We start from the raw sequence: 26,152 nt of genomic DNA on the forward strand, positions 1-26,152 counted from the left end.
AGTTTGCTTGAAAAATTTGTATACAACTATATTTCAAGACTTTTCACTGTCACATTTGATGAAAATTGTTGAGTAGTGAAAATTTAAACCCTAGTCGCAGTAGCATTAATTACAGGCCGTGGAAATAAAACGAAATTACAAAGCATAATACCGCTACGGAAAGCGAAGTATTCTGCCGAAGCGGATTTTATCACAAATTTAGGTATAAAGTGAGCAAGCACTTAGTTTATTTACCGTAGCGGTAGGTTACAACTACTCAACAGTTTAAAGAAATTTACAAAACAAAAAACCGAACTAGTACAAACTTTTTTTGAAAAATTTGTACTAGTTCGGTTTTCTCTAATGATTAAAACACTTTTGTCGCAATTTATAACTAGCGTTATTTATTTGCAGTTTCATTTTGTTTTTGCATATCGGCTAATTCTTTGAGTCTTTTTTCATCGGCTTTAAAATAATTAACTAAGTCGGCAATCCGATCAATAGCATTCCAGCTGAGATGATGTTCAATTCCTTCCACATCATCATAAATCTTTTCCTCATCAACACCAATGATTTCCAAAAATTCTTCTAATAAATCATGGCGAAAGACTAGCCGTTCTCCAACTTTGTTTCCTTTATCAGTTAACACGAAACCACGATATTTTTCATAGTTTACGTAATTATCTTTATCCAATTTTTGCACCATTTTTGTTACGGAGGATGGATGAACTAATAACGCTTCAGCTATATCGGTTACCCGAGCATAGCCTTTTGTTTCTATCAAATTATAGATCTGCTCAATATAGTCTTCCATACTAGGTGTAGGCAAAGGCGTTCCTCTTTTCATTTTTAAAGTATGCAACATTGTTTCTTACTATATAATACCTTAAAATATAAGTTTATACAAGTATCGCTGCTTGTTACTATAAATAGATTAGAGTGAGTGCAAATAAGTTGCATAAGGGAAACTAATTAATCAAATTATGTTGAAAAGCATAAATGACTGCTTGGGTACGATCATTTACCTCTAGCTTTCCTAGAATATTACTTACATGTACTTTGACTGTTTTTAAAGCGATAAAAAGTTCATCGGCGATTTGTTGATTTGTCTTACCTTGCGCCATTTGCAATAAAATCTCCATTTCTCTGTCTGTTAATTGTTCATGTAAAGATACGACTTCTTTTTTGCGCATTTTAGTCATTATTTTTCCAGTTACTTCCGGTTCCAGAATCGATTGACCTTTATATGTGGAACGGATAGCCTCTGCTATATCGCTGGCCTTCGATGTTTTTAACATATAACTGGTCGCCCCCGCTTCTAATGCCGGATACACTTTTTCATCATCAATAAAGCTCGTAACAATAATAATTTTTGCTTCCGGCCACTCATTCATAATTAATTTTGTTGCTTCAATACCATCCATTTGTTTCATCACTAAATCCATTAAAATTATGTCAGGCTTCAATGATAATGCTTTTTCAACTGCGTCTTTGCCATCATTTGCTTCGGCAATTACGTTCATGTCAGGTTGAGATGAAAGATATGCAGTAACTCCAATTCGAACCATTTCATGATCATCCGCAAACAATATCGTAATCAACCTTCTTCACCACCCTCACTATCAAGACTTGGTACTTTTACTTCCAATCTGGTTCCTTTATTCGGTAAGCTTATTATTTTTAACATTCCACCTAAATCTTGTGCTCTTTCCTCCATATTTTGTAATCCGTAAGAACTTGTTTTTACCTTTTCTACATCAAATCCTTCTCCATCATCTACAACCCGCAAAATAATTTTATGGTCTCGTTTGATTAACATGACATGAATGGACGATGCTTTGGCGTGTCTTAACGTATTAGAAATTGCTTCCTGAACGATACGGAACAATTGGTCTTCTACACCTTTTTCAACATGAAATGACTCAATTTTCCAGTCGACTTTTAACGGAATTCTATTCATTAATTCAGTAAGTAAATCTTTCATTCCTTCATGCAACACTTTCCCTTTTAGTGCCGCCGGTCTTAAATGAAGCAAAAGTGCTCTCATTTCGAGTTGTGATTGATGGATCGTTTTTTCAACCATTTGGATTTGATGTTTAATTACTGGATCTTCAATAGGTGACTCGTTTAAAGCAGACATCATCATCGAAGCTGCAAATAATTGTTGACTGACGGAATCGTGTAAATCTCGAGCAAACCTGTTTCTTTCTTGTTCGACAACTTCCTGTAAGCTTTTTTCTCTTTCTTTAGCTCTTTCTGTTGCTAAACGTTGCGAGTGCTCTACTTGTGATCTAAACTTTTCCTGTAACCTCACTAGCTGCTCTTCTACTTTTTTTAATTCTTTAAAAGTGTCTCCTTTAGATAAAGCTTGATCATTATTTAATTCTGTAAGTTGTCGTTCAACATGATCAATTCTTTGCTTCCAATGGACCGAGGTAATAATGCCGATGATGGCACTAAATATGATTGTTGATGTTAAAATAACGATCAAATATGACACATTATATACTTTTGCGTGTAGTAGAATTTTCCAATCTGTTAATGGAAAAACGATAAAAGTAATACTAATCACTGTTACCGTAAGTAAAATACCAAACGCAATAGATGTAAGCACATGTCTAAAAATTGTCATCATATCCGCTTCACCTCGATATTCCCTGACACAATGGAGGTGATAATCTTTACTCTCGGATAGGTTGTATCATAGTTTTCAGTTTTATAAGAAATTATTTGATTCATCAAATTATCGTTAAACTCATTTAAAATATAAGATCTACCAAAAATAGCACTATGATGAATCATAATTTCTACTTCATAAGGGACATAAATAACGATATTGCCAACTAAATGGCGAATCGAAATTACAGCAGTATCTTCTGGTAAAACAGTATTGCTTAAATCGATAATTCGATCCCCTATTCCACCATGTATGTTGATATCTTCCCATTCATAAGCAGTTTCTTCCGTATATTGATCTCCATAAAATATTTGTCTAAATATTGGATTGATTTTTATTATTGGTTCTTTGGCTTTATTTTTTTGGTCTATATAAATCGTTGGATGAATTCGCTGCGCATCTTTATTTGATTTTAAATAATCGATTAATAGTAAAATAATAAAGACAATAACTAAAAAGCGGACTGCAATCATATTGAGAACCGCAAAGATAAAGCCAACTAATCCAACCCAAAATGAAATTTTACCAAATAACGTTGAATAATTTTTCCAACCTATATAGATTAAAAAACCTGTAAAAATGGCTGTACCAATTATACCACCATGAAAAAATGCAATTTCAATAACAAAGAGGATCACACCGATGATTATAATCCAATTTATCGTATCTGTGGATAGTTTTTTAAACAATTGTGATCCCCCTTTTTATAGGTGAAATTAATAATTGAAACAGACGCTTATAATGATGCGCCTGTTTCAGTATACCATTTTTTCAATTTTGCTACATTTAAAACGTGAGTTAACTAGATTTGTTTTCAGATTGTAAGTTTTTTTCTAATTGTGCAATCTTCTGGTCAAAAGTACTGTGATAATATGCTTGATTCACTTTATTCTCAAGGTTTTCAATAAATTGTTCTAACTCAGAAAACTTGGAAAATGGGTGATCAGCTCCATCTTTTAATATGTGATTCATTTGTTCATTTGCTCTCGCAACATTTTCACGCCCCATTAACTCCATGCGCTTTAAATGCATGTCTTTAATTTTATGATCCATTTCTTTATATTTTCTTTCTAATTGATCGATTTGTTCAACTGTTTCTTCTCGAGCTTGTGCTACCCGTTCAGCTCGTAAATGATATTCTTCATACTCCTTTATTGCGAAGTCATATAAGTCTTGTTCATTCGCCGCTTTAGCAATATTTGCTTGCTTTAAACGTTTATTTGCGTGATCCTCTGCCTGATGAAATTCAGTTGTAAATTTTTCTTTTAATTTATACTGACGTTCTAGTAAATTTTTCACCTTCATTTTTTGTTGTTCCGCCTGACGTAAATAATGATTCAAAGCTGTTATCGGGTTTTTCTGCTCCTTATCATCTAATAATTGATGAATATCTGCACTGATGGACTCTTTAATTCTTGTGAATATGTTTGACATATGTAACCTCTCCTTTTTAATATTTAGTAAATTCTCCCCATTGTTCTTCGAAATTTACGAATGGATCTTTTTGCATTGTATTATCATCTGCTTTTTCTTTATTCCAGTTCTTTACAATCAAATATAAAACATATGCTGCAGCGATTCCTAAAATAGCATATATATTTGATATCCCGATGGATAAAACAGCGAGACCAATGATAATCCAAATAACTTTTGCTACAGTAGAATCACTTTTTAAAAATTGTTTAACTATTACGTACAGTAACCAGATACTTAACCCTAATAATACAATTGGACCCAAATTTGCTACTAATATAAGGGCAGCAATCAAGCCACCGATAAACAATAAAAACTTTTTCATAAATATAGCCTCCTTTCTTAATATAAGTTTACGTTAAGATAGGAGGCATAGTAATCGACTTAAGAAATATTTTTGGATAAGCCTTAAGACTTATTTTATTTAATAGAATGTGTTATACCTACATTATTATTTATTTTTGCTCATAGCCACATCCGGCTCCAGCACCTTTGTTTCTTCTTTTATCGTTTCAATCGTCTCAATAAACTTTTGTAATGCGGGAGTTATATAGTCTGATTTTCGATAAATAAAAACTGTCGTAATTTGACTGTATTTTTTGGGCAACTTATAACACTTTATTTGATTTTTTGTTTCATACTTTTTAACTGCTGAGTATGGAACATAAGCTACTCCTAACCCTGAAATTACAGATCCCAAAGTTGTTTCTAATGTTCCTAATTCCATTACTTTTTTTGGAGTGATCATTTGATCTTGCAACCATTCGTCTAATTTTGCCCGATATCCACAACCATCACTAAATCGTAAAAGTGGTAACTCGATTAGTTCATCTAAACTATCTGTTTTATTACTTGAGATTAATACTAGTTTCTCGTGAAATACATCTACCTGAACTAACTCTGGATCATTTGTAATCGCACTTTTTGTAACAAATGCCCCATCCAAATAATATTGTAAAACTTTTTCTTTTAATTCAGCTGTTACGCCTGTGGATAAAGTTAAATCTACTTTTTTATACTGTTCGATATAAGCGGATAAAATAAGTGGTAATTTAATTACTGTTTCGACAGAGGCAATATCGAGTTTCCCAGTAGGATTGTTACTGCTCGCTCCAATTAATTTCATTTCCTCAGTCAATGAAATTATTTTCTGAACGTAAGGAAGTAATGCCTCCCCTTCATTTGTTAATGTAATACCCCGTTTATGACGATGGAATACTTTTGTATCAAGATCCTGTTCCAATTTTTGAATTCTCGATGTGACGTTTGATTGGACATACTTTAATTGTTCTGCTGCTTTATTAATACTTCCCGCATTGGCAACCGTTTGAAAAATCATCAGATCTTTTATATTCATTGTCAACACCTTTGTAATCTGTTTTTATGATATCTATTATCTCTTATAATCATTTTACATGATATAACTCTTATTGTTAAATGGTATGTAGAGTGAATTCATTACATATACAAAGATTGGGGATAATTAGATGAGAAATAGTATTTTTATAGGAGCTATTCTATGTGCGGTTGCTAGTATCTCTTGGGGGGCAATGTTCCCTGTTGCAAATCACGCATTTGAATATGTTGAACCATTTTATTTCACTATTATTCGTTATTTACCTGTTGTGGTTATTTTAATCGTATTACTCTATTTTATAGAAGGAAAAAAAGCTTTCAATCCTGAAGGTAAAGGCTTTATACTTTGGTTTTTTGGTACGATGGGATTTACAATTTATAATTTGTTCATTTTCTGGGGACAAGACTTACTCGGTGATTCAGGCGTCTTACTAGCTTCAATTATGGAAGCATTAGCTCCGATTATTTCGGTATTGATTGTATGGCTTGTTTATAAAAAACGGCCGTATGCATTTACGGTCTTTTGTATTTTGGGAGCTTTTATCGGTGTTTTACTCGTTGTTACGAATGGAGATTTAAGCGTACTTTTCGGATCTGGACATATGATCCCTTTAATTATTTTATTTCTTGCAGCTACAGGTTGGGCTGTTTATACGATTGGTGGAGGCGTTTTTTCAGGTTGGTCTGTGCTTAGGTATTCAACATTAAGTTGTCTTTACGGTACTCTAACGGCTACAGCGGTTGTTATTGCTGTCAGTATGTTTGGTCTGGTTGAGGTTCCGACATTACACGATGTGTATATGGTTCGTTATCATATGATTTTTATGATTTTACTGCCCGGACTTTTTGCACTCCTATTCTGGAACAAAGGTGTTACTATGCTAAAACCAATTAATGCGATTTTGTTTATTAACTTAGCACCAGTTACTACGATCATTATCCGAATGGTTCAGGGACATACAATTACTACATTTGAATATACTGGTGTCGCAATTGTTTGTCTGATGATTATTTTAAATAATTTGTATCAGCGTATGATGATGAACAGAAAAAAAGAGTTTATCAAAGAGGAGCGGAAATTAGCATAAATAAAGCCTATTTAAGAAAACAATTTTAAAAATATAAATAGCACGAATTAGTAGGAACTTATTTATATAATACAAACTGTGATCAATTAAAATCTAATAAAATTTAATACCTTATTACCTAATTAAATTCGAAAATCATTATCATGATGATAAGAAAAAACAACGGATAAATTTAACCGTTGTTTTAGATATAATATATTGGTGAATTTGAAATGTTTTTACTAAGTTTTCTTAAAGATTCTCCATAATAACGGATCCCCTTTAGAAAAAGCAGCTACTTTTATTTGAGTAGCTGCTTTTTTATTACGGATAAAAGAGTATTATACTAACGTATCCGTGTTTAGGTAAAAACTAGTCCATTTGTAGAAATGCTTGGCAAATGCCTCAGTTCTCTATTGTTTTATAATCCACACTTTAGTTGTGCTCCACAACTTGTACATGTATTACATCCACCAATTTCGGCAACATGACCTTTCCGACATACTGGACAACGGTCTCCAACTTCCGAACCGATTGTTACGTTTGTTTTTTCAAGTTCTTGAATCGTATCCATCAGTACAACTTTTGGTGTTTCCTCAATCACATAATCATCATGTTCTTCTTCTTCAAATGAACTCTCTTCTGCCTTTAACGTTAATACTTGAGAGTCTCTACTACCATCTACATAGACAGTGCCACCTTTGGCTCCGCCTTTATATAAACGTTGGTAGACACTTTCTACTTGTGATACTGTGTAGCCACGAGGTGCATTTACTGTTTTGGAAATTGAACTGTCTATCCAGCGTTGTATCACACATTGTGTATCAGCGTGAGCTTCAGGACTTAATTCCATTGCAGTAATAAACCATTCCGGTAAATTTTGTTCATCTTGCTCCGGATTATTATCCAAGTATTCTTGAACGATTTTCGCTTTAACTTCGATAAATTTTCCAAGTCGACCACTGCGGTAATAAGAGAAAGAGAAGTATGGCTCTAAACCTGTACTAACTCCAACCATTGTACCAGTGCTGCCTGTAGGAGCAACGGTTAAAAGATGGGAGTTACGGATACCGTATTTTATAATATCTTCTTTAATATCAAATGGCATTTGTTTCATATATCCAGTATTGATAAATGCCTCTCGTAATTTTTTCGTTTCTTCATCAGTTTTGCCAATTAAGAATGGAAAACTTCCTTTTTCTTTCGCTATTTCAATGGAAGCTCGGTAAGCAGTAGTTGCAATTGTTTCGAAAATCTTATCAACAAGTTCATTCCCTTCTTTAGAACCATACTGAGTTTCACAGTAAATTAGAAGATCATGAAGTCCCATGACACCCAATCCAACTCTTCTTTCACCAAGTGCCTGTTTTTTATTTTCCTCAAGAAAGTATGGTGTCGCATCAATGACATTATCCTGCATCCGAACTCCAACACGAACAGTTTCCCTTAATTTTTCAAAATCAACTGTTTTCGTTTCTTTATTTGCCATTTCAGCCAAATTAATTGCAGCTAAATTACAGACAGAATATGGTGCAAGCGGTTGTTCACCACAGTTATGGACAACAAATCCATTGGCTATTAAGGAATGTGTTTCTGGTTCAGTAATATCATATACAGTCACTACTTCACCTTCTGATATTTTTTTAACTTCACTTGTGAATTTTTCCCTTTTACGTGAAGTTGTTGGTACGTGATTTAATGCTTCTTCTTTTCTCGTTAAATACTTAAAGCCAATTATCTCTTTAAAAACGGATAAATTATTGCCAGAAATAATCAGTTCATAAAACGGATTACTATTGTATACACGTTTTTCTCCGTCAATTGATACATAACTGAATTTAGCTTGATTTTTTTTATTACGATTATATATTTTTCCGTGAATTCCCAAATTTAATAAAATCAGTTGAACATCCTGAAGTAGTTTTTTGGATGCTGATGTTAATCTTACTGTACGATGAGCAGGATCTGTTGTGTAAACTGTGCCATCAGCCGAAAATAATGCACGCATAAATGTTACTACTTCATCATAACTGCTTGTAAATATCGCCTCTGGAATTCTTTTTTCGGGAGCTTTACATATTTTCACACCATGGTTTTCTAATATGTTTGTGAATTCTTTTCTATTATAAAAAATTTGGAACGTACCATTTTCTCTTTCATGGATTTTTGGACGTAATCCACTTATCTTTTCTCCTGCATAAAGAATTTCATTAATAATTTCTGTATCATCTTTCCCAAAGACCATTCCCACTCTACCATCTTTAGCCAGCCAACCATCCCCGGTTAACCAACCTAGAAATAACGCCATATCTTTACCAATCACATCTTTATTTGCAAACATTCCACTACCTGATTGGATATAAACAACATCTTCTAATTGCAGATCTTTCGCTTCTTTCCACCCTTGATCAGTATAAATTCTATGTTCAGGGGTTACTTGCAATTCTTGCCCATTTTTCAAGTGAATTTTTAATGTTTGTCTAGTTCCAGTTGGGAATACAGTACCGGTTCTCATCGTAACACCTGGAATTTCATACGATCTACCATTAACTACTTGAATTTTTTCTCTTAGGCGATTATCTGTAGCAACTTTGAAATGTTTTTTGCCCATTTTCTTATACAATTCTTCAATTGTAACTAATCCGAACTCTGTTGAGATCCTTGTATTTGGATGAAAACATGGGTTTGTTGCAACAACTTGTTGCCCATACGCCTTCGCATTTGTCATTTCATTCGCATTATCAATAAAAAAGATACCAGGTTCTGCAGAATAAGTAGCACAGATATTGATTAAATCCCACAAATCTTTAGCTCTAATTTTACGGTATGTTCTAATGCTATATCCAAGTTTCTCCCATTCACGCACGTCGCCAATTTCGTGCCATTTTTCATTGTAAGCCTTCATTTCTTCTTCTGAGTAATTTTCAACATTTGGGAAACGAAGCTCGTATTCTTGATCATTTTCAACAGCTTCCATAAATTCTTTCGTCAGACAGACAGAGATATTTGCACCTGTTAAGAATTCGGGATTGTGCACAGAATACGTACCACCCGTTTTTAGTTTTGTCTCTGCTTCTTTAATCGAATCTTTCGTAAAACCACCTAATCCAGGCATATTTTTATAATTTACAATCCCTTGGTACAAATCTTTTTCTGTTTCTGTTAATGGAGTAAATTTTAATTTTTCATTGGCAAGTTGTTTTATTTGCTCATCTTTTGTATTTTCAATTAAATAACGTAAAATTCTAGGATTTTGCATTTTAGAAATGATGAATTCAAGAATATCTGGATGCCAATCAGCAAGCATAATCATTTGAGCACCGCGTCTCGACCCGCCCTGCTCTACTAAATGAGTTAATTTCGCTATATCGTCAAGCCATGATACTGAGCCTGATGACTTTCCATTTACTCCACGAGCCAATGTATTTCTAGGTCTTAAAGTAGACCCATTAGTACCTATGCCACCACCTCGGGACATTATTTCCATGACTTGTTTACGGTGATCAGAAATTCCTTCCCGAGAATCTTGTACAAACGGCATTACATAGCAATTAAAATACGTTACTTCTGTATCTGAACCCGCACCGTAAAGTACACGACCCGCTGGTACAAAATTTAAATTAGATAGTTCTTTCGAAAATAAATTAAAATATTTATTTCTTTTCTCATCTGTTTTTTCAACTGCAGATAATCCAGAAGCATTTCGCATTGCTATTTGTTCATAATAGATTTCCAAAGGTTTATCAATAACATCAAGGCTACGATTAACAATACCTGTATCTATTTCCGTTTCTTCCTCTAAAAGAGTAGTAAATTCATCTGCAACTTTAATGTTTGCCGATTTTCCTTCCCAATCTATTGATTTAACATAACCAAATCCGCGGGCAGGAAATTTGGGATCTGATTTTACAGTAAGAACGACAAAATCTCCTTCTTTTAATGTCTTTTTTTCAGTATCTTTAAACGCATAACGATCCAACATAACGAGACGAGAAACACCTTCATGTGTTACACTCATATCAGATGTAATTGGATGCACTTGCGGAAATAATTTTATATCTTCGTTTAAAGCTTGTACATTGATTTTAGTATCAGCATCAATCATTAACGACATTATATTCGCTCCTTACTTTTATATTTAAATTTTCATATGTATTGTAGTACTAATAGTACACAAAAAACATAAAAAAATCAATATATAGTGCTTCATTCAATTTTAAAATACTATATATTGTATATTTTAATTTTAGAGAGTTTTTTGTCAACTTGTAGAAGCCTTGATATTACAGGATTTTTAGAGGTTAAGTCTTTCAAAAATACGGATAAAAAAGGAAAAAAACGATACTATTTGTAAATTATTTTTTTTATACATATAATATAATGTATATATAGAATTGGTGGGGGACTAATCATGTTAATTTATTTGATAATCATTTTAGTGCTTTTAATAGGGTACTATGCTTTCACATACTTTAGGCAGCGCAAAATTATGAATTTGTTAACGCAAGAACAATTTATAGAAGGATATCGAAAAGCACAATTAATCGATGTTCGTGAGCCTCAAGAATTTGATAAAGGTCATATAAGAGGTGCGAGAAATATTCCACTCACTCAGTTAAAACAAAGTATGTCAGCAATCAGACCGGATAAACCAGTCTATCTTTATTGCCAAAACACTTCTCGTTCTGCTCGAGCAGCTCAAATTTTACACAAAAATAAATATGAAGATTTAAATGTCCTTCAAGGTGGATTCAAAAAATGGACGGGTAAAATTGATCGAAAAAAATAGTCAGAAGAATATTCCTCTGACTATTTTTATTTATGGCTGTTTTTTAACAGATTAGGATTTTACTTCGTTATGTTCTATTATTTCTGCCACAAAGTCCATAAACTGTGCAGTAACTTAGGTTAATTTCTTCTGCAAATATCCAAACAATGTTGCGACGTAAAATACCGCTACGGAAATACACTCCGCTTTCCACGGGCGGCTGTTGAGCCTTCCTTGTGCTACGCACTGCGTTGTCTCACCTAGGCCTGTCCTCCCGTAGGAGTCTCCGTGTATTTCCTCCGCTGGGTGTGCTTGGTAAACAGCTCTGCACAATTTGTTACTACTATCACAATAGTTGATTGGAGCCGGAGGGCAGTCGACTCCTGGTCGGCTAAAAGCGGTCACGTCCTGTGACCAACGCCGACACTAGCACGTCCTGTGCGTCGCGGGAAAAGCACGTGTCTGAAGACTCAGAAGCAGTGGGTTTCTGCTTCGGAGGCTGAAGCCGTGCCCGCGGAAAGCGTACTGCCCGGAGGCGGAAATCAACGGTTTACCAACAGGTTTACAAATAATCACTACTTCTGATACAGTTTTCTTCAACTAACGTATTAAAATTAACCTATTGAAAGTAAACGTTCTAAAAAATCACTATCTTGTAATCGTTCATCTTTACCGTTGAGTTATGCTAAGCCAGCTTATTTATTTACACTAGAAAAAGGGATGCGCTTCTCGTATAATGATAGATAGAAAGATATACAAAGGGGAATGTTACGTTGAAAGTGGCACAGAAAAATATAACGACTATGAATGAAAGCCATTTTGCTTCACTTTATGAAACGATGAAAAAAAATGGTGACCAAAAAAATGCTGAAAAAATAGTTGATTTATTTGAGAAAAAAGCAGAAAACCAATTTAATATTAGTTTTGCTGGACACTTTTCTGCAGGAAAATCTTCGATGATCAATTATTTATTAAGTAAAGATGTTTTACCTAAAAGCCCCATTCCAACCAGTGCAAACATAGTTAAAATTACATCTGGAGAAGGGGTAGCCCGTGTTTTTTTTACAGAAGCAACTCCAGTCGAATACGATGAACCTTATGATATCGATATGATAAAAGATTATGCAATGGATAAGGATACAATTAACCGGATTGAGATAAGTACAGCAGAAAAGATTTTGCCCGAAAATTGTTCTCTTCTTGATACACCAGGTATCGATGCAGCAGATGATGCGGATCGATTAATGACAGAGTCTGCCCTCCATCTTGTTGATGTTTTATATTATGTGATGGACTATAACCATGTTCAATCCGAAGTAAATCTGTATTTTTTACAAGAAGTACAGAACAAACAAATTCCTTTTTACATTATAATAAACCAAGTCGACAAACATAATGAAAAGGAACTTTCTTTTGAACAGTTTGATTTTAATGTTAAACAAACGTTTGATCAATGGAACATTTACCCTGAAAAAATATATTACTCTTCTGTTATTAATGAAGAAGCTCCACATAATCAAATTAAAGAAATTAAAACAGAATTGTTTGCTCTTTTAACAAATAACCCAACGGAATCAGGACGTTTGAATATAGCGATAAATGAAATAATTGAAGATCATAAAAAATTTCTTAAAGAACAATATGAAGATGCATTATCAGAACTAGATCTTCCTCAAGAAAATGGGTTCGATCTTCATACATTAAAAGAACTGGACAATAAAATTAGTGAAATTGATAACTTACTCATTCGTTTTCGTAAAGAGTTTGAGGATGAAGTTAATCAGACCCTTAAAAATGCTTATTTGATGCCTGCTAAATTAAGGGATCAAGCAGAACATTATTTAGAATCACAACAAAAAGATTTTAAAATCGGCTTTTTTAATTCGAAAAAGAAAACAGAAGAAGAAAGACAACAACGTCTCAATAATTTTTTACAACCTTTACAAAAAACAATTGAAACGACGATTCAATGGAAATTAAGAGATAAATTCATTCAAATGCTTCGTGACTACCAGATTAATGATGAAGATCTGATGCAGAAAGCACAGCAAATTGGGCTAACTTATACACGTGATAATTTACATGCCTTTATTAAAGCTGGTGCAACGATTAACGGAAATTATATATTAAATTATACAAACGATATTAGTAATGATATTAAAAATAAATTTAGACAGCAGGCAAATAGTTTACTTGCTCAAATAGAAACAGTAACGGCAGATAAATGGAATGAAGAAAAAGCAAAGTATGTAGAAGAAAAACAAAAATATGAGGCTATACAGCTTGTATCTGATAAAAAACTAAATTTAGATGAACAATTAGAGGTAAAGTTGGCTCGTATTGATAACCAATTAGAAAATCCTTCTGTTAATAAAATTGATGAATTAAACGGAGTAATAAAAGAAAGAAAAATTGTCGTAAAAGAAAAAACACCGCTAATGAAACAAAATGACGAATCGAAAGATGAACAGATTGAAACAATTCAGCCTGTTGAAGAAAAACAACATGTAACGAATATTTCTATTGATTCTATTATTGAAACAATAGAAAAGGTAACGAATGAAATTGAACATGTTGACGGATTTTCATCGATTATTATTGATTTAGAAGACAAAAAAGAACGATTACACAATAGAGAATTGACGATTGCATTATTCGGTGCATTCAGTGCGGGGAAATCATCGTTTTCAAACGCATTATTTGGTGAACAAATTTTACCAGTCTCACCCAATCCAACGACTGCGGTAATTAGTCGCATTTCACCTGTTACTGCTGAAAACGAGCATGGTACTGTTGTTATAACTTTAAAGAATGAGAAAACATTAGTCGATGATTTACGAGCGATTACAAAAGATTTACAGCCTGAATATCATAACTTTAATGACCTAATTGGATGGATTAAAGAAAATCAACTATATGAACATCATGAATTAACTAAAACCTATCAATCTTATTTACTCGCAGTATTAAATGGATATGATGAACGTAAAGATCAATTAGGTAAGACTTTACAAATCTCTTTAGAGGAATTTCCGACATTTGTAACTGATGAATCTAAAGCTTGTTATATTGAAGCTGTTGATCTTTACTATGATTGTGACTTAACTAGAAAAGGGATAACGTTAGTCGATACGCCAGGTGCGGATTCAGTTAATGCGCGACATACCAATGTAGCATTTGATTATATTAAGCAAGCTGATGCGATTCTGTATGTCACTTACTATAATCATGCAATCACAAGTGCGGATAGGGATTTTCTCATCCAATTGGGCCGTGTTAAAGAAGCCTTTGAACTCGATAAAATGTTTTTTATCGTTAATGCTTCTGATTTAGCTCAAGATGAGTCAGAATTAAAATTAGTATTGGATTATGTAGAAGGCCAACTTCTCCAATTTGGAATTAGGCATCCTAAAATTTTCCCTATATCTAGTAAATTATCATTGAAAGAAAAGGTTAAGCAGATTAATCTAAATAATGAAATGAAAAAATTTGAAAAAGAGTTTTATACATTTATTGATGAAGATTTAGCTGCTCTCACCATTCAAGCCGCAATATGGGATATTAATCGTACGAAATTAACATTGGAGAGTTTTATAAATTCAGCAAATCTTGATCAAAATGTAAGAAAAGAACGGATTGATCAATTAAATGAGCAGCGACAAAAGATTAAAAACGTAATTGCAGATACAAATATTGATATTTCAAATAAAAGAATTATGGAACGAATTGAAAGACAACTACATTTTGTCTTAGAAAGACTATATATTCGTTTTCATGATATGTTTTCAGAGCATTTTAACCCAACGACAATTACTAAGTCCGGAAGACAGGCAATCACCGAGCTTGAACACAATCGTAATGCATTTATTGATTATGTCGGTTATGAATTGTTGCAAGAGGTGCGAGCAGTATCATTACGGATCGAAGCATATATGAAAGAATTATTAAAGAATACGTATGCCCAGATTCAAGAAGAAATTGAAGCAATTGATCAAACACTCATTATTCCAAGCATATCAGATACTAATTTAGAAACACCGGAATATAAGCAAGCGTTCACTGATATTGACATAAATATTTTCAATCAAGCTCTTAAAATTTTTAAAAACACGAGATCGTTTTTTGAACAAAATGAGCGTGAAAAAATGAAAGATGCATTTTACGAACAATTACAACCACTTGCAAAAGAGTATTTGGAAGTGCAACAAAAAATAATGGAAAATGCTTATCAAACGCAATGGGTGAATGAAGTAAATACGTTAAAACAACGGATTGAATTAGAACTTGATTCAATTTTAGACCAAAACATTAACGTATTAACAGACGTTGTGGATGTGAAAGAGTTAGAAGTTAAGCATAAACACATTGATTCATTATTAAATTCATTACAATAAGGAATGACAAGGTTGAAAAATAATATTTTATTAGTTGATGGAATGGCATTACTTTTTCGCGGGTTTTATGCAACTGCATATAGTGGCAATTTTATGAAGACAGCTGATGGTGTACCAACAAATGGGGTATATCAATTTTTACGCTACTTCTTAGATGGGATTAAAACATTTAATCCTAGTCATGTTATTTGTTGCTGGGATATGGGAAGTAAGACATTCCGGACAGAATTATATAGTGATTATAAAGCAAATCGGGGAAAACCTCCAGAAGAATTAGTACCACAATTCGATTTGGTTAAAGAAGTTGTTGAAGCATTTAATTTACCAAATATCGGACTAGTAAACTACGAAGCCGATGATATAATTGGTTCAATTGCCAATCAACATCATTCGAAACATAATATAATTATTCAAACCGGGGACTTCGACATGCTTCAATTAGTGCAAGAAAACATTAAAATTGCTATTATGAAAAAAGGAATCGGAAATTATGAAATATATGATCAAGATAATTTCTATGATAAAAGAGGACTACATCCACACCAAATTGTTGATTTTAAAGGATTTACCGGTGATTCAGCAGATAATTATCCAGGAGTAAAAGGGATTGGCGAAAAAACAGCACTTAAACTTTTACAAACGTATGGAGCAGCTGATCGCATATTGGAAAATATCGCTCATTTATCGAAAGGTATACAAAATAAGTTAAATGAAAACATCGACATGTTTCATTTGTCAAAACAACTAGCAGAAATTAAATGTGATGTGCCTATTGAATGTTATTTGGAAGATGCTGTGATAGATTTTAATGTAGAAGCAATTGAAACAAAAATAAATCGATTGGGCATCAAATTCCGTTCAATTGCTGATTATATTGCCTAGAGTTTTAAAACTGGAAATAAAACAACTTATCCATTAAAATGATAAAGTATGCTATTTTTAATGGGGGTTCAAGCATGACAACAATATATAAAAATCATATTTCGAATGAGGATCTAGAACAGAAGTTAGAAAAAAATGCTACTGTTATTCTCGATGTTCGTGAAACGGAAGAGTATGCCCAGGGTCATATTCCTGGTTCTGTCCTTATTCCGTTAGGTCAACTAGAAAAACGTTGTGATGAATTAAATAAAGAACAAGAAATTTTTATTATTTGTCAATCTGGTGGCCGAAGCAATCAAGCATGTTTTATTCTAGAAGCAAATGGGTTTGAAGAAGTGTATAATGTCCTGCCAGGTATGGTCGGCTGGACTGGACCAATCGATTCAAATTTTTAATAACTTAAAAGTTTTAAGTGTCTGTTGATACTTAAAACTTTTTTTGTTATTTATCAATTGAGACGTTTTTTATTCTAATAATCCGAGCAATAAGTATTCACGGATAAATTTTGTTGTTTTTGAAACGTTCTAACTGCCTCTTCGGTCTATATATACCGTTAATATCACCATCATATAAACCAAGCCCTTTTAATCGTCCTTGTACAAGTTGAACTAAGTTACCTTTAGACCCAACTGATAAATTTTTATATTCTCCTTCTCCAACGCCCGTGATTGGACCTTCAATACGAACTTCAGTACCTATATCGATTATTTCAAATAGTTCTTCAACATCTTTGTTTTGCATACGAATACAGCCACTACTAACATTTTCACCTATTAAATGAGGTTTATTTGTACCATGAATACCATAAACACCCCAAGGGACATTTAATCCCAACCATCTAGATCCAAAACCACCTCCCCAAGACTTTGACTTTTCAGTTATAATATATGTACCGATAGGGGTAGGGGACAGATCAGACCCAATAGCAATTGAATACCTTTTTATTACTTTATTGTTTTTATATACATCTAATTGCTTTTCAAATAAATCAACCTTTAAACTGTAATCAAGCTTTTTTTCCGCATATATTGCTTGTGGTGAAATGATAAACCATTGTAAAAAAAGAAAGAAAATAATAATTTTTTTCATTTGTTTCCAGCCTTTTTATGTAGTTAATAAAAGCTTTCCATATTATTTTGATTTTATACAAACTTGAAGAAATATTTTGCAGAAGCAAGAAACGATCATTAATGTTATAATGGGCTATATTTGGTGTATGCCACAACCCAATTTTGAGCAGATATAGTTTTAAAAAGTGAATCATTTATCTTGGTTGTAAAAGCAACAGCTATGTAGTATTGCGGCATTGAATAATATTTAAGTGATTATTGGAAAAGGAGTTTAAAATTGAAAATAAAAGACTTTACTATCACTGCAATTTTTTTATCCATCATTTTGCTACTTGCATTTACACCGTTAGGATTTATCCATTTAGGTGTAATCAAAGCAACAATTATTCATATTCCAATCATTATAGCTTCTATTATTTTAGGACCGAAAATAGGTGCTTTTTTAGGACTTATGTTTGGATTAACTAGTATCGCAATAAATACAATTACTCCAACTTTGTTATCGTTTGCATTTTCACCGGCTATACCAGTACTAGGCACAAGCCAAGGGAGTTTTTGGGCGTTATTTATTGCAATTGTTCCGAGGATCATCATTGGAATTATTCCTTACTATATTTTAAAAGTTATTCGTAATGTGATAACAAAGAAAAGTGCTAATAAAAAAGCTGCCTTGTTTTTAACTGGTTTACTAACAACTTTTATTCATACATTTCTAGTCATGGGGTCTATTTCTTTAATATTTCAAGACGCCTATGCTCAAGCAATTAATGCCAGCAGTACAAATGCAATTTATAAAGCCATTTTAACTGTGTTTTTCACAAATGGACTTGCTGAAGCTATCCTTGCAGGTATTGTGACTATGGCAGTGACACCAACATTGTTTCAAGTATCGAAAAAAGAATAAAGGGATTAAAACTTAATTAAATTGGAAGGGAGCAAAATTAATAAATCCATTGAATTTTAGGAGGGTTTAATTTGAATTTAAAAGCGGGAGATATCATTCGATTTAAACGGACATTCAAAAAAGAAGATGTTGAAATGTTTACTAAAGTATCCATGGATGAAGGGGATCACCATACGAATCCCGATGAACTGGGGAGACTGGTAGTTCAAGGATTGTTAACTGCTACATTACCGACAAAAGTTGGTGGAGATTACAATGTACTTGCTCGTACAATGAATTTTGAATTTTTTAGACCCGTCTTTACTGGAGATACAATAAGTTGTGAAGTCAGAATAGAAAAACTAGATAAGAAAGATAATAATAGACTTTATATCTTAGCAACTTTTTTATGCAAAAATCAAAATGAAAAACAAGTATTGGGAGGAAACTTTGATGGAATCATATTAACAGAACATTAGACGGTTAAAGTTAATTAAAAACTAAATGTTAATGTACGAAAGATATATTTGAGCAAACAAATTGTTGCTCTCAAATTACTAAATAGAGATTGATAGCTATCAGATTATCTTCAGAATGAAAGTGAAATTAATTCAGTTGGGAGGAGGCAAGCGCAATGCGTGTAGCTGCTATTTACGATATTCATGCTAACTTTTCAGCCTTAAAAGCAGTTTTAGAAGCAATTAGAAAGATAAATGTTGACCAAGTTATAGTTGGTGGAGATTTAGCCTGGGGACCCGAACCACGTCAGGTTATGGATCTATTAATGGAATATAAAGATGAATTTATTTTTATTAGAGGGAATGTCGATCGTGAGGTTTCCTACCGTTACGGGAAAGAAAAAGGATTAGATGACTTCACAGCTGAGTTAAACCAATGGTGTGCGGATCAATTAACGGAAGAACAATTAAGATTTCTAAAGAGTTTACCTGAAAAAACGATTTTGAATGTTGATGGTTTGGGTGAAGTTTTATTCGTACATGGATCGCCTCGCAGCGACGAAGAGGCAATTCGAATAAATACTACTGAGAACGAAATTCGACCAATGATTGAAAATGTATCACAAGATATTATTGTTTGTGGCCATACACACATCCAGTTTGATCGCATGGTTGATGATAAACGTATTATAAATCCTGGAAGTGTTGGCTTACAAAGCCGAGCAAATGGAGCTTGTTGGGCTTTACTTGGCCCTGAAGTTGAATTAAAGGTAACTCCGTATGATACAAAAGAAGCTGCCGAAAGAATTCTTAAAACTAACACGCCTAACAAAGAAGATTTCACTGAACATTACTTAAAGCCACCTTATGAAGGGCCATGATTAACAATGTGTACTTTAAATAATAAATATGAGTGTATTAAATCACATTATGAAAAAATGTACTTAAACAAACGGAACAGATTTGTAAGGTTTTAATCAATATTACTTAAAATGAACCCTTAAATAAGCTGTTTTGTAATTAAAAGAGGTTAATTAATTGTTGACTATAAAAGATATATTTGTTAAATTGTTAGAAAAATATCAAGTAAACCAAATAATGGAGCGTCCTTTTATTGTTGGAATTGATGGATTAGGCGGTTCGGGGAAGACTACGTTAGCAAAAAAGCTTTATCAATATTTATATGTGAATAATTTTGAGACATTATTAATTCACATTGATGATTATATTGTGGAAAGAAATAAACGATACGAAACAGGACATCCGGAATGGTATGAGTATTATTATTTACAATGGAATATTGAAATGTTGAGAAATGACTTGTTCTATAAATTACATAACAACTGTAGCGAATTATCTTTACCTTTTTATGATAAGAAAAATGATTTAATTTCCACTAAAAAAATTGAAGTAAATCCTCAAAATATTTTGTTAATTGAAGGTATTTTCCTTCAAAGAAAGGAATGGAAAAAATACTTAGATTTCGTTATATATATTGATTGTCCTCGTGAACTCAGAATGGAAAGAGTTTTAAATCGTGATTTATACATCGGAGATTACAAAGCAAGATTAAATAAATATAATCAAAGATATTGGTTGGGTGAAGATCACTACATAAAGGTGGAAAATCCCTATAAAGGTGCAGATATAATATTAAAGACATATGATCGGACTCAAAATGAAAGATAAACCCAAATTATTGTTTATTATTGCACTGTGTACCTTAAATAATAAATATGAGTGTTATAAATAAGATAAAAAAATGTACTTAAACAAACGGTGCAGGATAGTTGTATAAAAGGTTCAAGGGGGATACAATTGTCACCAATAAATATTGATGAAATTCCAACTGAGATTAAAGAATTCTTAAATAAGATAATTTCTATAAGTTTTCCACGTCAAGGCTATACATCAAATTTAGGAATAATTGAAAGTGACCAAGGATTGTTTGCACTTAAAAGGACAAGGGAAAAATGGTTTAATTCAATGTTGAAAAAGGAAGTATCTATTTTAAATAGATTGAATAATGAGACGGACTTACCTGTACCAAAAGTGAAAAAGTTCATAGAAAAGAATAATAATTGCGAATCATGGGCTCTTTTAGACTTTATAGAGGGAGAAACTTTAAGGATGGCTTTGTTTAATGAATATAACAATAAAAAACAACAAGAAATTATATTTAGTTTTGGCGAAATCTTGTCTAAAATTCATTCAACTCCTTGTCCCGATGAACTTATAATGAAACAACCGTGGCTTAATCAAATGTTATTTGAAGCAGAATATAATCTAAATAATTACGACGTTGAAGGAACTAAAGGATTATTAGAAAGATTAAAAGTTAAGAAACCAAAAAAATATAAAGAAACTCTTATTCATGGAGATTTTACGATTGATAATGTTATGATTTCAAATGGAGTAATTACTGGAGTTATTGATTGGAGTGGTGGAGCATATGGAGACCCTAGGTATGACGTATCCTTAGCTATTCGCCCTAAACCAAATGCTTTTGAAAATGAAATAGAAAAACAAATTTTTTTTGAAGGCTATGGCAATAAAATAATTGATGAAGACAATTATGATTATTTTGCTAACGGGTTATATAAGTTTTTTTAATTATACTAATCAGCTAAACTAGTTGCGTTATTGGTATGTTTTTTAAAAAAATTTTAGTTTACATAATATATATTATAAGAAGTAAATGCTGAATCAAAAAGATGTACCTGAAGTTGGTACATCTTAGTTTCATATTTTCATAGTTAATTTCCATAATATGGCCCAATTCCATTTTGATCTAATAACGGAATTAGTTCTGAAACAGTTACAAATTCATATCCTTTATCAGTTAAAGAATCCAAAATTAACGGTAAAGCGTCTGCAGTTTGTTTATGTATGTCATGAAATAGAATGATTGAACCAGGTCGAACTTGATTTATCGTAGTATTATAAATTGATTTTACATTTTTTGATTTCCAATCTAAAGAATCTATAGACCATAAAATCACTGATTGATTTGTTTTTTCGGAATGATTGATAACTACTTGGTTTTGTTCACCATAAGGTGGCCTGAATAATTGTGGTTCGATCCCAGTAACTTCTTTAATTTGTTGCTTTGATTCTACTATTTCGGTTTTCATTCGATTATTGTTAACTGCATTTAAATTAACATGAGTAATACTGTGATTACCTATCTCATGCCCTGATTTTGCTACTTCTTTAGCGATATCTGGATAAAACTCTACATTTTTACTTAACATAAAAAATGTTGCTTTTGCGTCATAATCTTTTAAAGTTTTTAAAATTTGAATTGTATTCGTAGCATGTGGACCATCATCAAAAGTAAGTGCAATATATTTTCCATTTGGATCTAGTTTTCTATTTTTATTATTTTTCTTTTCTTCAATTGCTTTTATTTCTTTTGCTATTTTTTTAGAAATTAAGATTTCTTTATAATCCTCATTTAAATAACTATGTAATTCAACTAACTGGATTTTTAATGATTTAATCTCATTATTTAATTCTTCATCTAGATTAATATAGAGGATAAATTCATCGTCGTGGATTTCCCAATTCAAGTCATAAAGGTTATTTAGAACATCTTTTGTTATTTCCTTATCATCTTTTATTTTTTCTGTTAGAAATGTTACTAATTTATCCGTATCAGCAAACATATCAGGTATGCTTATAAATGATTTATTTTCTAAATCGACCATATAGGTTTTAACATATGTATTTTTCATTTCATTATGTATAAATTGCTCTACCGTAATAACGAAATTATATATATTCTCATCAAGTTTATGGATATCAGTTTGATAATTTAAATGTGCAGGTATTTTTTCGCCTCCTGATATCCCCGATTTTTCTAACTCTTCTGTAAAAACTTTTTCTTGGTCACTTGCCCATTTATGTATTGGGTTATCAATTGCCTCAATATTTAAAAAAGGGATCATTTTAAATGTGGTGAGTATTTCTGTCTCTTTCGTTTCCGTTTGAATTTTGATCCCTTTATTAATTTCATCATTTAAAATTTGTGAAGACACTTTCTCTTCGTTTGAAGTTTTTACAGCTCCTGAATTACTGGTAAAAACAAGAGCTAAAGAAATGCAAACTAAAATAACGAAGGATAAAATGACCCTTTTTTTTGCGATTAACATTATCCATATTCCCCTTGTTGAAAAATAAATTAGTGAGATCTGTCTTTTTTTGTCTAAATTAATTATATATCAAACAGATTACAAATAACAACGAGAAATTTATGGATATGTTTGGTTTACAACTCTAATTTCTTCAGTGGTTTTACTGCCGGACCGTTCAAAATGTCGCCTGTATACGTATAGCGTGAGCCATGACATGGACAATCCCATGTATTTTCTGCATCATTCCATTGAACTTCACACCCCATATGGGTACATGTCGTATCAACAGCATGTAGCCTGCCATCAGCATCTTTGTATACACCTGCTCGTTCACCTTGAACAGTTGTCACACAACCTTCGTTTGGTTCTAGTGTTTCGATATCTTCCTCGGGTCTTTCCATTTTTCCTTTTATTAAATGTTTCGCAACATCTGTATTATAACTAATTATTTTTCGGATAGATGGATCGGCTTTAATATCTCTTCCAGGTGAAAATAATTCTTTAAATGGATTATCTTGTTCAGTGATTAAATCAGTTATCAGAAGTGCAGCATTTGTACTATTCGTCATCCCCCACTTTCTAAAACCAGTCGCTACAAATACATTTGACTGCGCCTTAGTAACAGGGCCAACATATGGTATCTTGTCCAATGTAACCAAATCTTGTGCTGACCAGCGATATAATATTTCCTGTAATCCAAAATTATTTTCGGCGAATTGTTGGAGTGCCTCATAATGCGAGATCATTGGCTCATTACTTTGACCTGTTTTATGTGCATCTCCAGCAATAAGTAACAAATCCTCATTATTTATTTCAATTGGTCGTATTGATCTTGTTGGTGTCTCTGCATTTATATACATCCCATTTTTTACTGCTTTATTCGTTTTACAAGCTATAATATAGGAACGATCTGCATACATTTTAGCTGGATAAAAACCGGTTCCATCATAAAATGGATAATGTGATGCTTGAATTACATAACGGCAAAGGATTCGGTGATCATCCTCGGTAATAATTGTTGGATGTTTATTATGCTCTACATTTAAAGCTCTTGTTTCTTCATAAATTTCTACACCGTTTTCTTTACATGCTTGAAGTAATGCTTTTAGATATTCTAACGGATGAAAATGTGCCTGTTCACTCATTTTTAAAGCTTTTTTTACTGGAAAAGGTAGATCGACAGTATCTATAAGCTCCCCTTTAATATTTAGTTTTTCATAAGCTTTATATTCATTTTCTAGTTTTGTTATATAGTCAGCTGATTTTGTATAAAGATATGCATCTTCTGTCGTGTATTGACAGTTTATCTCGTATTCATTAATCATACTTTCAATAAAATTTTTAGCTTGAATATTTGCTTCATAATAAAGTTGTGTATTTTCTACTCCAAAGTGGCTGATAAATTCATCATAAATCATTCCATGTTGTGCGGTTATTTTGGCGGTAGTATGACCAGTAGTTCCATTTAGAATTTGACCCGCATCGATAAGACATACCTTTAGACCTTGTTTTGAAAGTAAATATGCGGCAGTAATACCAGTCATTCCTGCTCCTATAATACCAACGTCAACTTTAATTTTCTCTTTTAATTTATCAAATCTTGGCAATTCAACGGAATCGTACCAATAACTGGTAGATTGTTTAGGTAAAGGGCTCGTCATCTTAGTAACTCCTTTTAGTCAATAGTAATTGATAATATTCCCATAATAAATAGTAAATATGTGTAAGAAGAAATAAAAAAAGTCTAAATTCAGTATGTACTGGATTTAGACTTTTGAAATGCAATATTATTTAATTCACTTCAAAATATTCTTTATAATAACCGGCGACTCGATTACTGTTATCAATTACGAAAATAAATTCTTCAGTTTCATTAATAACATCATATTCTTTTCCTTTTGTTAACATATTGTTTACTTTATATTTTTTTGCATCTGAATGAATACATTTTACTTGCTTGACCGGTTGCTTGTTTTCCCAATTTAAATGAATCATATAATCTCCTCTTTTTAGTTTACATAATATTATTATTGTAACTTACTTAAATAAGTAAAGATATTTCCCATATCCTTCTTTTTCCATATCTTCTTTTTTTATAAAACGAAGTGCTGCAGAGTTAATGCAATATCGTAATCCCCCATGTTCTTTAGGTCCATCTTCAAAAACATGTCCTAAATGAGAATCAGCTTCTTTACTCCTTACCTCCGTTCGTATCATACCACGTGTAGTATCAAGGTGTTCGGTAACTTGCTGATTAACAACCGGTTTTGTAAAGCTTGGCCAGCCACATTGGGCATCAAATTTATCTTTGGAGGAAAATAGAACTTCTCCGGAAACGATATCAACGTAAATTCCCTCTTCTTCATGATCATAGTATTCGTTATGAAATGGTTGTTCTGTTCCATTTTCTTGTGTAACAAAGTATTGCATTGGAGTTAAATTATTTTTTAATTCTTCTTTGTCATATTTCTTCGTCCAGTTGTCTTTTATAAACTGTTCTCTACCAGATCCTTTTTTATATGTTTTATAGTGAAACTGATTTTTCTTATAGTAATATTGATGTTCTTCTTCTGCTGGATAAAAAGTTTTTGCCGGAAGTATTTTCGTTACAATTGGCTTATTAAATTTTTTACTTGCTTCTAAGTCCTGTTTGGATTTTTCTGCGGTTTTCTTTTGTTCTTCATTATTGTAAAATATCGCTGTTTTATAAGAGTCCCCGCGATCGTGAAATTGTCCTCCAGCATCAGTTGGATCGATTTGTTGCCAAAACAATTCAACAAGTTCCTCATATGGAACAATAGCTGGATCAAACGTGATTTGCACTGCTTCTACGTGTCCAGTTGTATTGGAACAAACTTGTTCATATGTTGGATTCTCTACTGTTCCGCCAGTATAACCGGAAATTACTTTCTCGATTCCAGGTCTCTCATCAAACGGCTCAACCATACACCAAAAACAACCACCTGCGAATGTTGCTGTTTCTAATTTTTTAGTCATAGTTTATTTCCT

General features: G+C 32.5%; 23 protein-coding genes. 10 read left to right on the plus strand and 13 right to left on the minus strand.

Annotation, left to right across the window (positions count from 1 at the left end):
• Positions 1-379 precede the first annotated feature (379 nt).
• The 7 genes from mntR to ACPYKA_RS01785 all read right to left on the minus strand — a co-directional run bounded on the left by mntR (position 380) and on the right by ACPYKA_RS01785 (position 5,486).
• Positions 380-808, minus strand: a complete 429-nt coding sequence (gene mntR / locus ACPYKA_RS01755) for a transcriptional regulator MntR (protein ID WP_479540700.1) — start codon at positions 806-808, stop codon at positions 380-382.
• Between the two features lie 139 nt (positions 809-947).
• Positions 948-1,580 (minus strand): response regulator, encoded by a 633-nt coding sequence (locus tag ACPYKA_RS01760; RefSeq protein ID WP_479540701.1) that lies wholly within the window; start codon positions 1,578-1,580, stop codon positions 948-950.
• Complete coding sequence (locus tag ACPYKA_RS01765; RefSeq protein WP_479540702.1) at positions 1,577-2,614, minus strand: sensor histidine kinase; 1,038 nt, start codon at positions 2,612-2,614, stop codon at positions 1,577-1,579. Before ACPYKA_RS01765 ends, ACPYKA_RS01760 begins: the two co-directional genes overlap by 4 nt.
• Positions 2,611-3,345: a cell wall-active antibiotics response protein LiaF gene (gene liaF, locus ACPYKA_RS01770; RefSeq protein ID WP_479540703.1), complete on the minus strand. Its 735-nt coding sequence runs from the start codon at positions 3,343-3,345 to the stop codon at positions 2,611-2,613. The genes ACPYKA_RS01765 and liaF overlap by 4 nt, the downstream gene beginning before the upstream one ends.
• 109 nt (positions 3,346-3,454) lie before the next feature.
• Positions 3,455-4,090, minus strand: coding sequence for a PspA/IM30 family protein (locus ACPYKA_RS01775; RefSeq protein ID WP_479540704.1), 636 nt, complete (start codon positions 4,088-4,090; stop codon positions 3,455-3,457).
• A gap of 16 nt (positions 4,091-4,106) precedes the next feature.
• Positions 4,107-4,454 (minus strand): lmo0954 family membrane protein, encoded by a 348-nt coding sequence (locus tag ACPYKA_RS01780; RefSeq protein WP_479540705.1) that lies wholly within the window; start codon positions 4,452-4,454, stop codon positions 4,107-4,109.
• A gap of 126 nt (positions 4,455-4,580) precedes the next feature.
• Entirely contained in the window at positions 4,581-5,486 is a 906-nt protein-coding gene (locus tag ACPYKA_RS01785) for a LysR family transcriptional regulator (protein ID WP_479540706.1), read from the minus strand.
• 130 nt (positions 5,487-5,616) lie between these two features.
• Between ACPYKA_RS01785 and ACPYKA_RS01790 the strand changes: the two genes are divergently transcribed.
• Complete coding sequence (locus tag ACPYKA_RS01790; RefSeq protein ID WP_479540707.1) at positions 5,617-6,573, plus strand: DMT family transporter; 957 nt, start codon at positions 5,617-5,619, stop codon at positions 6,571-6,573.
• Between the two features lie 400 nt (positions 6,574-6,973).
• Here ACPYKA_RS01790 and ACPYKA_RS01795 read toward each other — a convergent pair whose 3' ends face one another.
• Positions 6,974-10,666, minus strand: a complete 3,693-nt coding sequence (locus ACPYKA_RS01795) for a vitamin B12-dependent ribonucleotide reductase (protein ID WP_479540708.1) — start codon at positions 10,664-10,666, stop codon at positions 6,974-6,976.
• Positions 10,667-10,963: 297 nt separating this feature from the next.
• Here ACPYKA_RS01795 and ACPYKA_RS01800 point away from each other — a divergent pair, with 297 nt between their 5' ends.
• The 4 genes from ACPYKA_RS01800 to ACPYKA_RS01815 all read left to right on the plus strand — a co-directional run bounded on the left by ACPYKA_RS01800 (position 10,964) and on the right by ACPYKA_RS01815 (position 16,991).
• Positions 10,964-11,341: a rhodanese-like domain-containing protein gene (locus ACPYKA_RS01800; protein ID WP_479540709.1), complete on the plus strand. Its 378-nt coding sequence runs from the start codon at positions 10,964-10,966 to the stop codon at positions 11,339-11,341.
• Between the two features lie 758 nt (positions 11,342-12,099).
• On the plus strand, positions 12,100-15,714 hold the full coding sequence (locus ACPYKA_RS01805; RefSeq protein WP_479540733.1) for a dynamin family protein: 3,615 nt from the start codon (positions 12,100-12,102) through the stop codon (positions 15,712-15,714).
• 3 nt (positions 15,715-15,717) lie between these two features.
• Positions 15,718-16,596 (plus strand): 5'-3' exonuclease, encoded by an 879-nt coding sequence (locus ACPYKA_RS01810; RefSeq protein ID WP_479540710.1) that lies wholly within the window; start codon positions 15,718-15,720, stop codon positions 16,594-16,596.
• Between the two features lie 74 nt (positions 16,597-16,670).
• Positions 16,671-16,991 carry a rhodanese-like domain-containing protein gene (locus tag ACPYKA_RS01815; protein WP_479540711.1) on the plus strand — a complete coding sequence of 107 codons (321 nt, stop codon included), beginning with the start codon at positions 16,671-16,673 and terminating at the stop codon, positions 16,989-16,991.
• Between the two features lie 97 nt (positions 16,992-17,088).
• Here the strand turns inward: ACPYKA_RS01815 and ACPYKA_RS01820 are convergent, their stop codons facing one another.
• Positions 17,089-17,685 carry a L,D-transpeptidase gene (locus tag ACPYKA_RS01820; protein ID WP_479540712.1) on the minus strand — a complete coding sequence of 199 codons (597 nt, stop codon included), beginning with the start codon at positions 17,683-17,685 and terminating at the stop codon, positions 17,089-17,091.
• Positions 17,686-17,943: 258 nt separating this feature from the next.
• On the opposite strand from ACPYKA_RS01820, the gene ACPYKA_RS01825 reads away from it, so the two are divergent.
• The 5 genes from ACPYKA_RS01825 (at position 17,944) to ACPYKA_RS01845 (ending at position 21,620) form a co-directional block, all read left to right on the plus strand.
• Complete coding sequence (locus ACPYKA_RS01825) at positions 17,944-18,570, plus strand: ECF transporter S component (RefSeq protein WP_479540713.1); 627 nt, start codon at positions 17,944-17,946, stop codon at positions 18,568-18,570.
• A 71-nt stretch (positions 18,571-18,641) separates the two neighbouring features.
• A complete protein-coding gene (locus ACPYKA_RS01830; protein ID WP_479540714.1) occupies positions 18,642-19,028 on the plus strand; it encodes an FAS1-like dehydratase domain-containing protein in 387 nt (128 codons plus the stop codon).
• Between the two features lie 155 nt (positions 19,029-19,183).
• Complete coding sequence (locus ACPYKA_RS01835) at positions 19,184-19,888, plus strand: metallophosphoesterase family protein (RefSeq protein WP_479540715.1); 705 nt, start codon at positions 19,184-19,186, stop codon at positions 19,886-19,888.
• Positions 19,889-20,045: 157 nt separating this feature from the next.
• Entirely contained in the window at positions 20,046-20,696 is a 651-nt protein-coding gene (locus ACPYKA_RS01840; protein WP_479540716.1) for a kinase, read from the plus strand.
• 129 nt (positions 20,697-20,825) lie between these two features.
• Positions 20,826-21,620 carry a phosphotransferase family protein gene (locus ACPYKA_RS01845; protein ID WP_479540717.1) on the plus strand — a complete coding sequence of 265 codons (795 nt, stop codon included), beginning with the start codon at positions 20,826-20,828 and terminating at the stop codon, positions 21,618-21,620.
• Between the two features lie 143 nt (positions 21,621-21,763).
• Here ACPYKA_RS01845 and ACPYKA_RS01850 read toward each other — a convergent pair whose 3' ends face one another.
• The 4 genes from ACPYKA_RS01850 to msrB form a co-directional block, all read right to left on the minus strand.
• Positions 21,764-23,161 carry a polysaccharide deacetylase family protein gene (locus ACPYKA_RS01850; RefSeq protein WP_479540718.1) on the minus strand — a complete coding sequence of 466 codons (1,398 nt, stop codon included), beginning with the start codon at positions 23,159-23,161 and terminating at the stop codon, positions 21,764-21,766.
• Between the two features lie 116 nt (positions 23,162-23,277).
• Positions 23,278-24,804 carry an FAD-dependent oxidoreductase gene (locus ACPYKA_RS01855; protein WP_479540719.1) on the minus strand — a complete coding sequence of 509 codons (1,527 nt, stop codon included), beginning with the start codon at positions 24,802-24,804 and terminating at the stop codon, positions 23,278-23,280.
• 130 nt (positions 24,805-24,934) lie between these two features.
• A complete protein-coding gene (locus ACPYKA_RS01860) occupies positions 24,935-25,138 on the minus strand; it encodes a DUF6501 family protein (protein ID WP_479540720.1) in 204 nt (67 codons plus the stop codon).
• A gap of 42 nt (positions 25,139-25,180) precedes the next feature.
• On the minus strand, positions 25,181-26,140 hold the full coding sequence (gene msrB / locus ACPYKA_RS01865; RefSeq protein WP_479540721.1) for a peptide-methionine (R)-S-oxide reductase MsrB: 960 nt from the start codon (positions 26,138-26,140) through the stop codon (positions 25,181-25,183).
• Positions 26,141-26,152 lie beyond the last annotated feature (12 nt).

The organism is Pseudogracilibacillus amylolyticus (SeqCode), from assembly GCF_051918545.1.
GTDB lineage: Bacteria > Bacillota > Bacilli > Bacillales > Amphibacillaceae > Pseudogracilibacillus.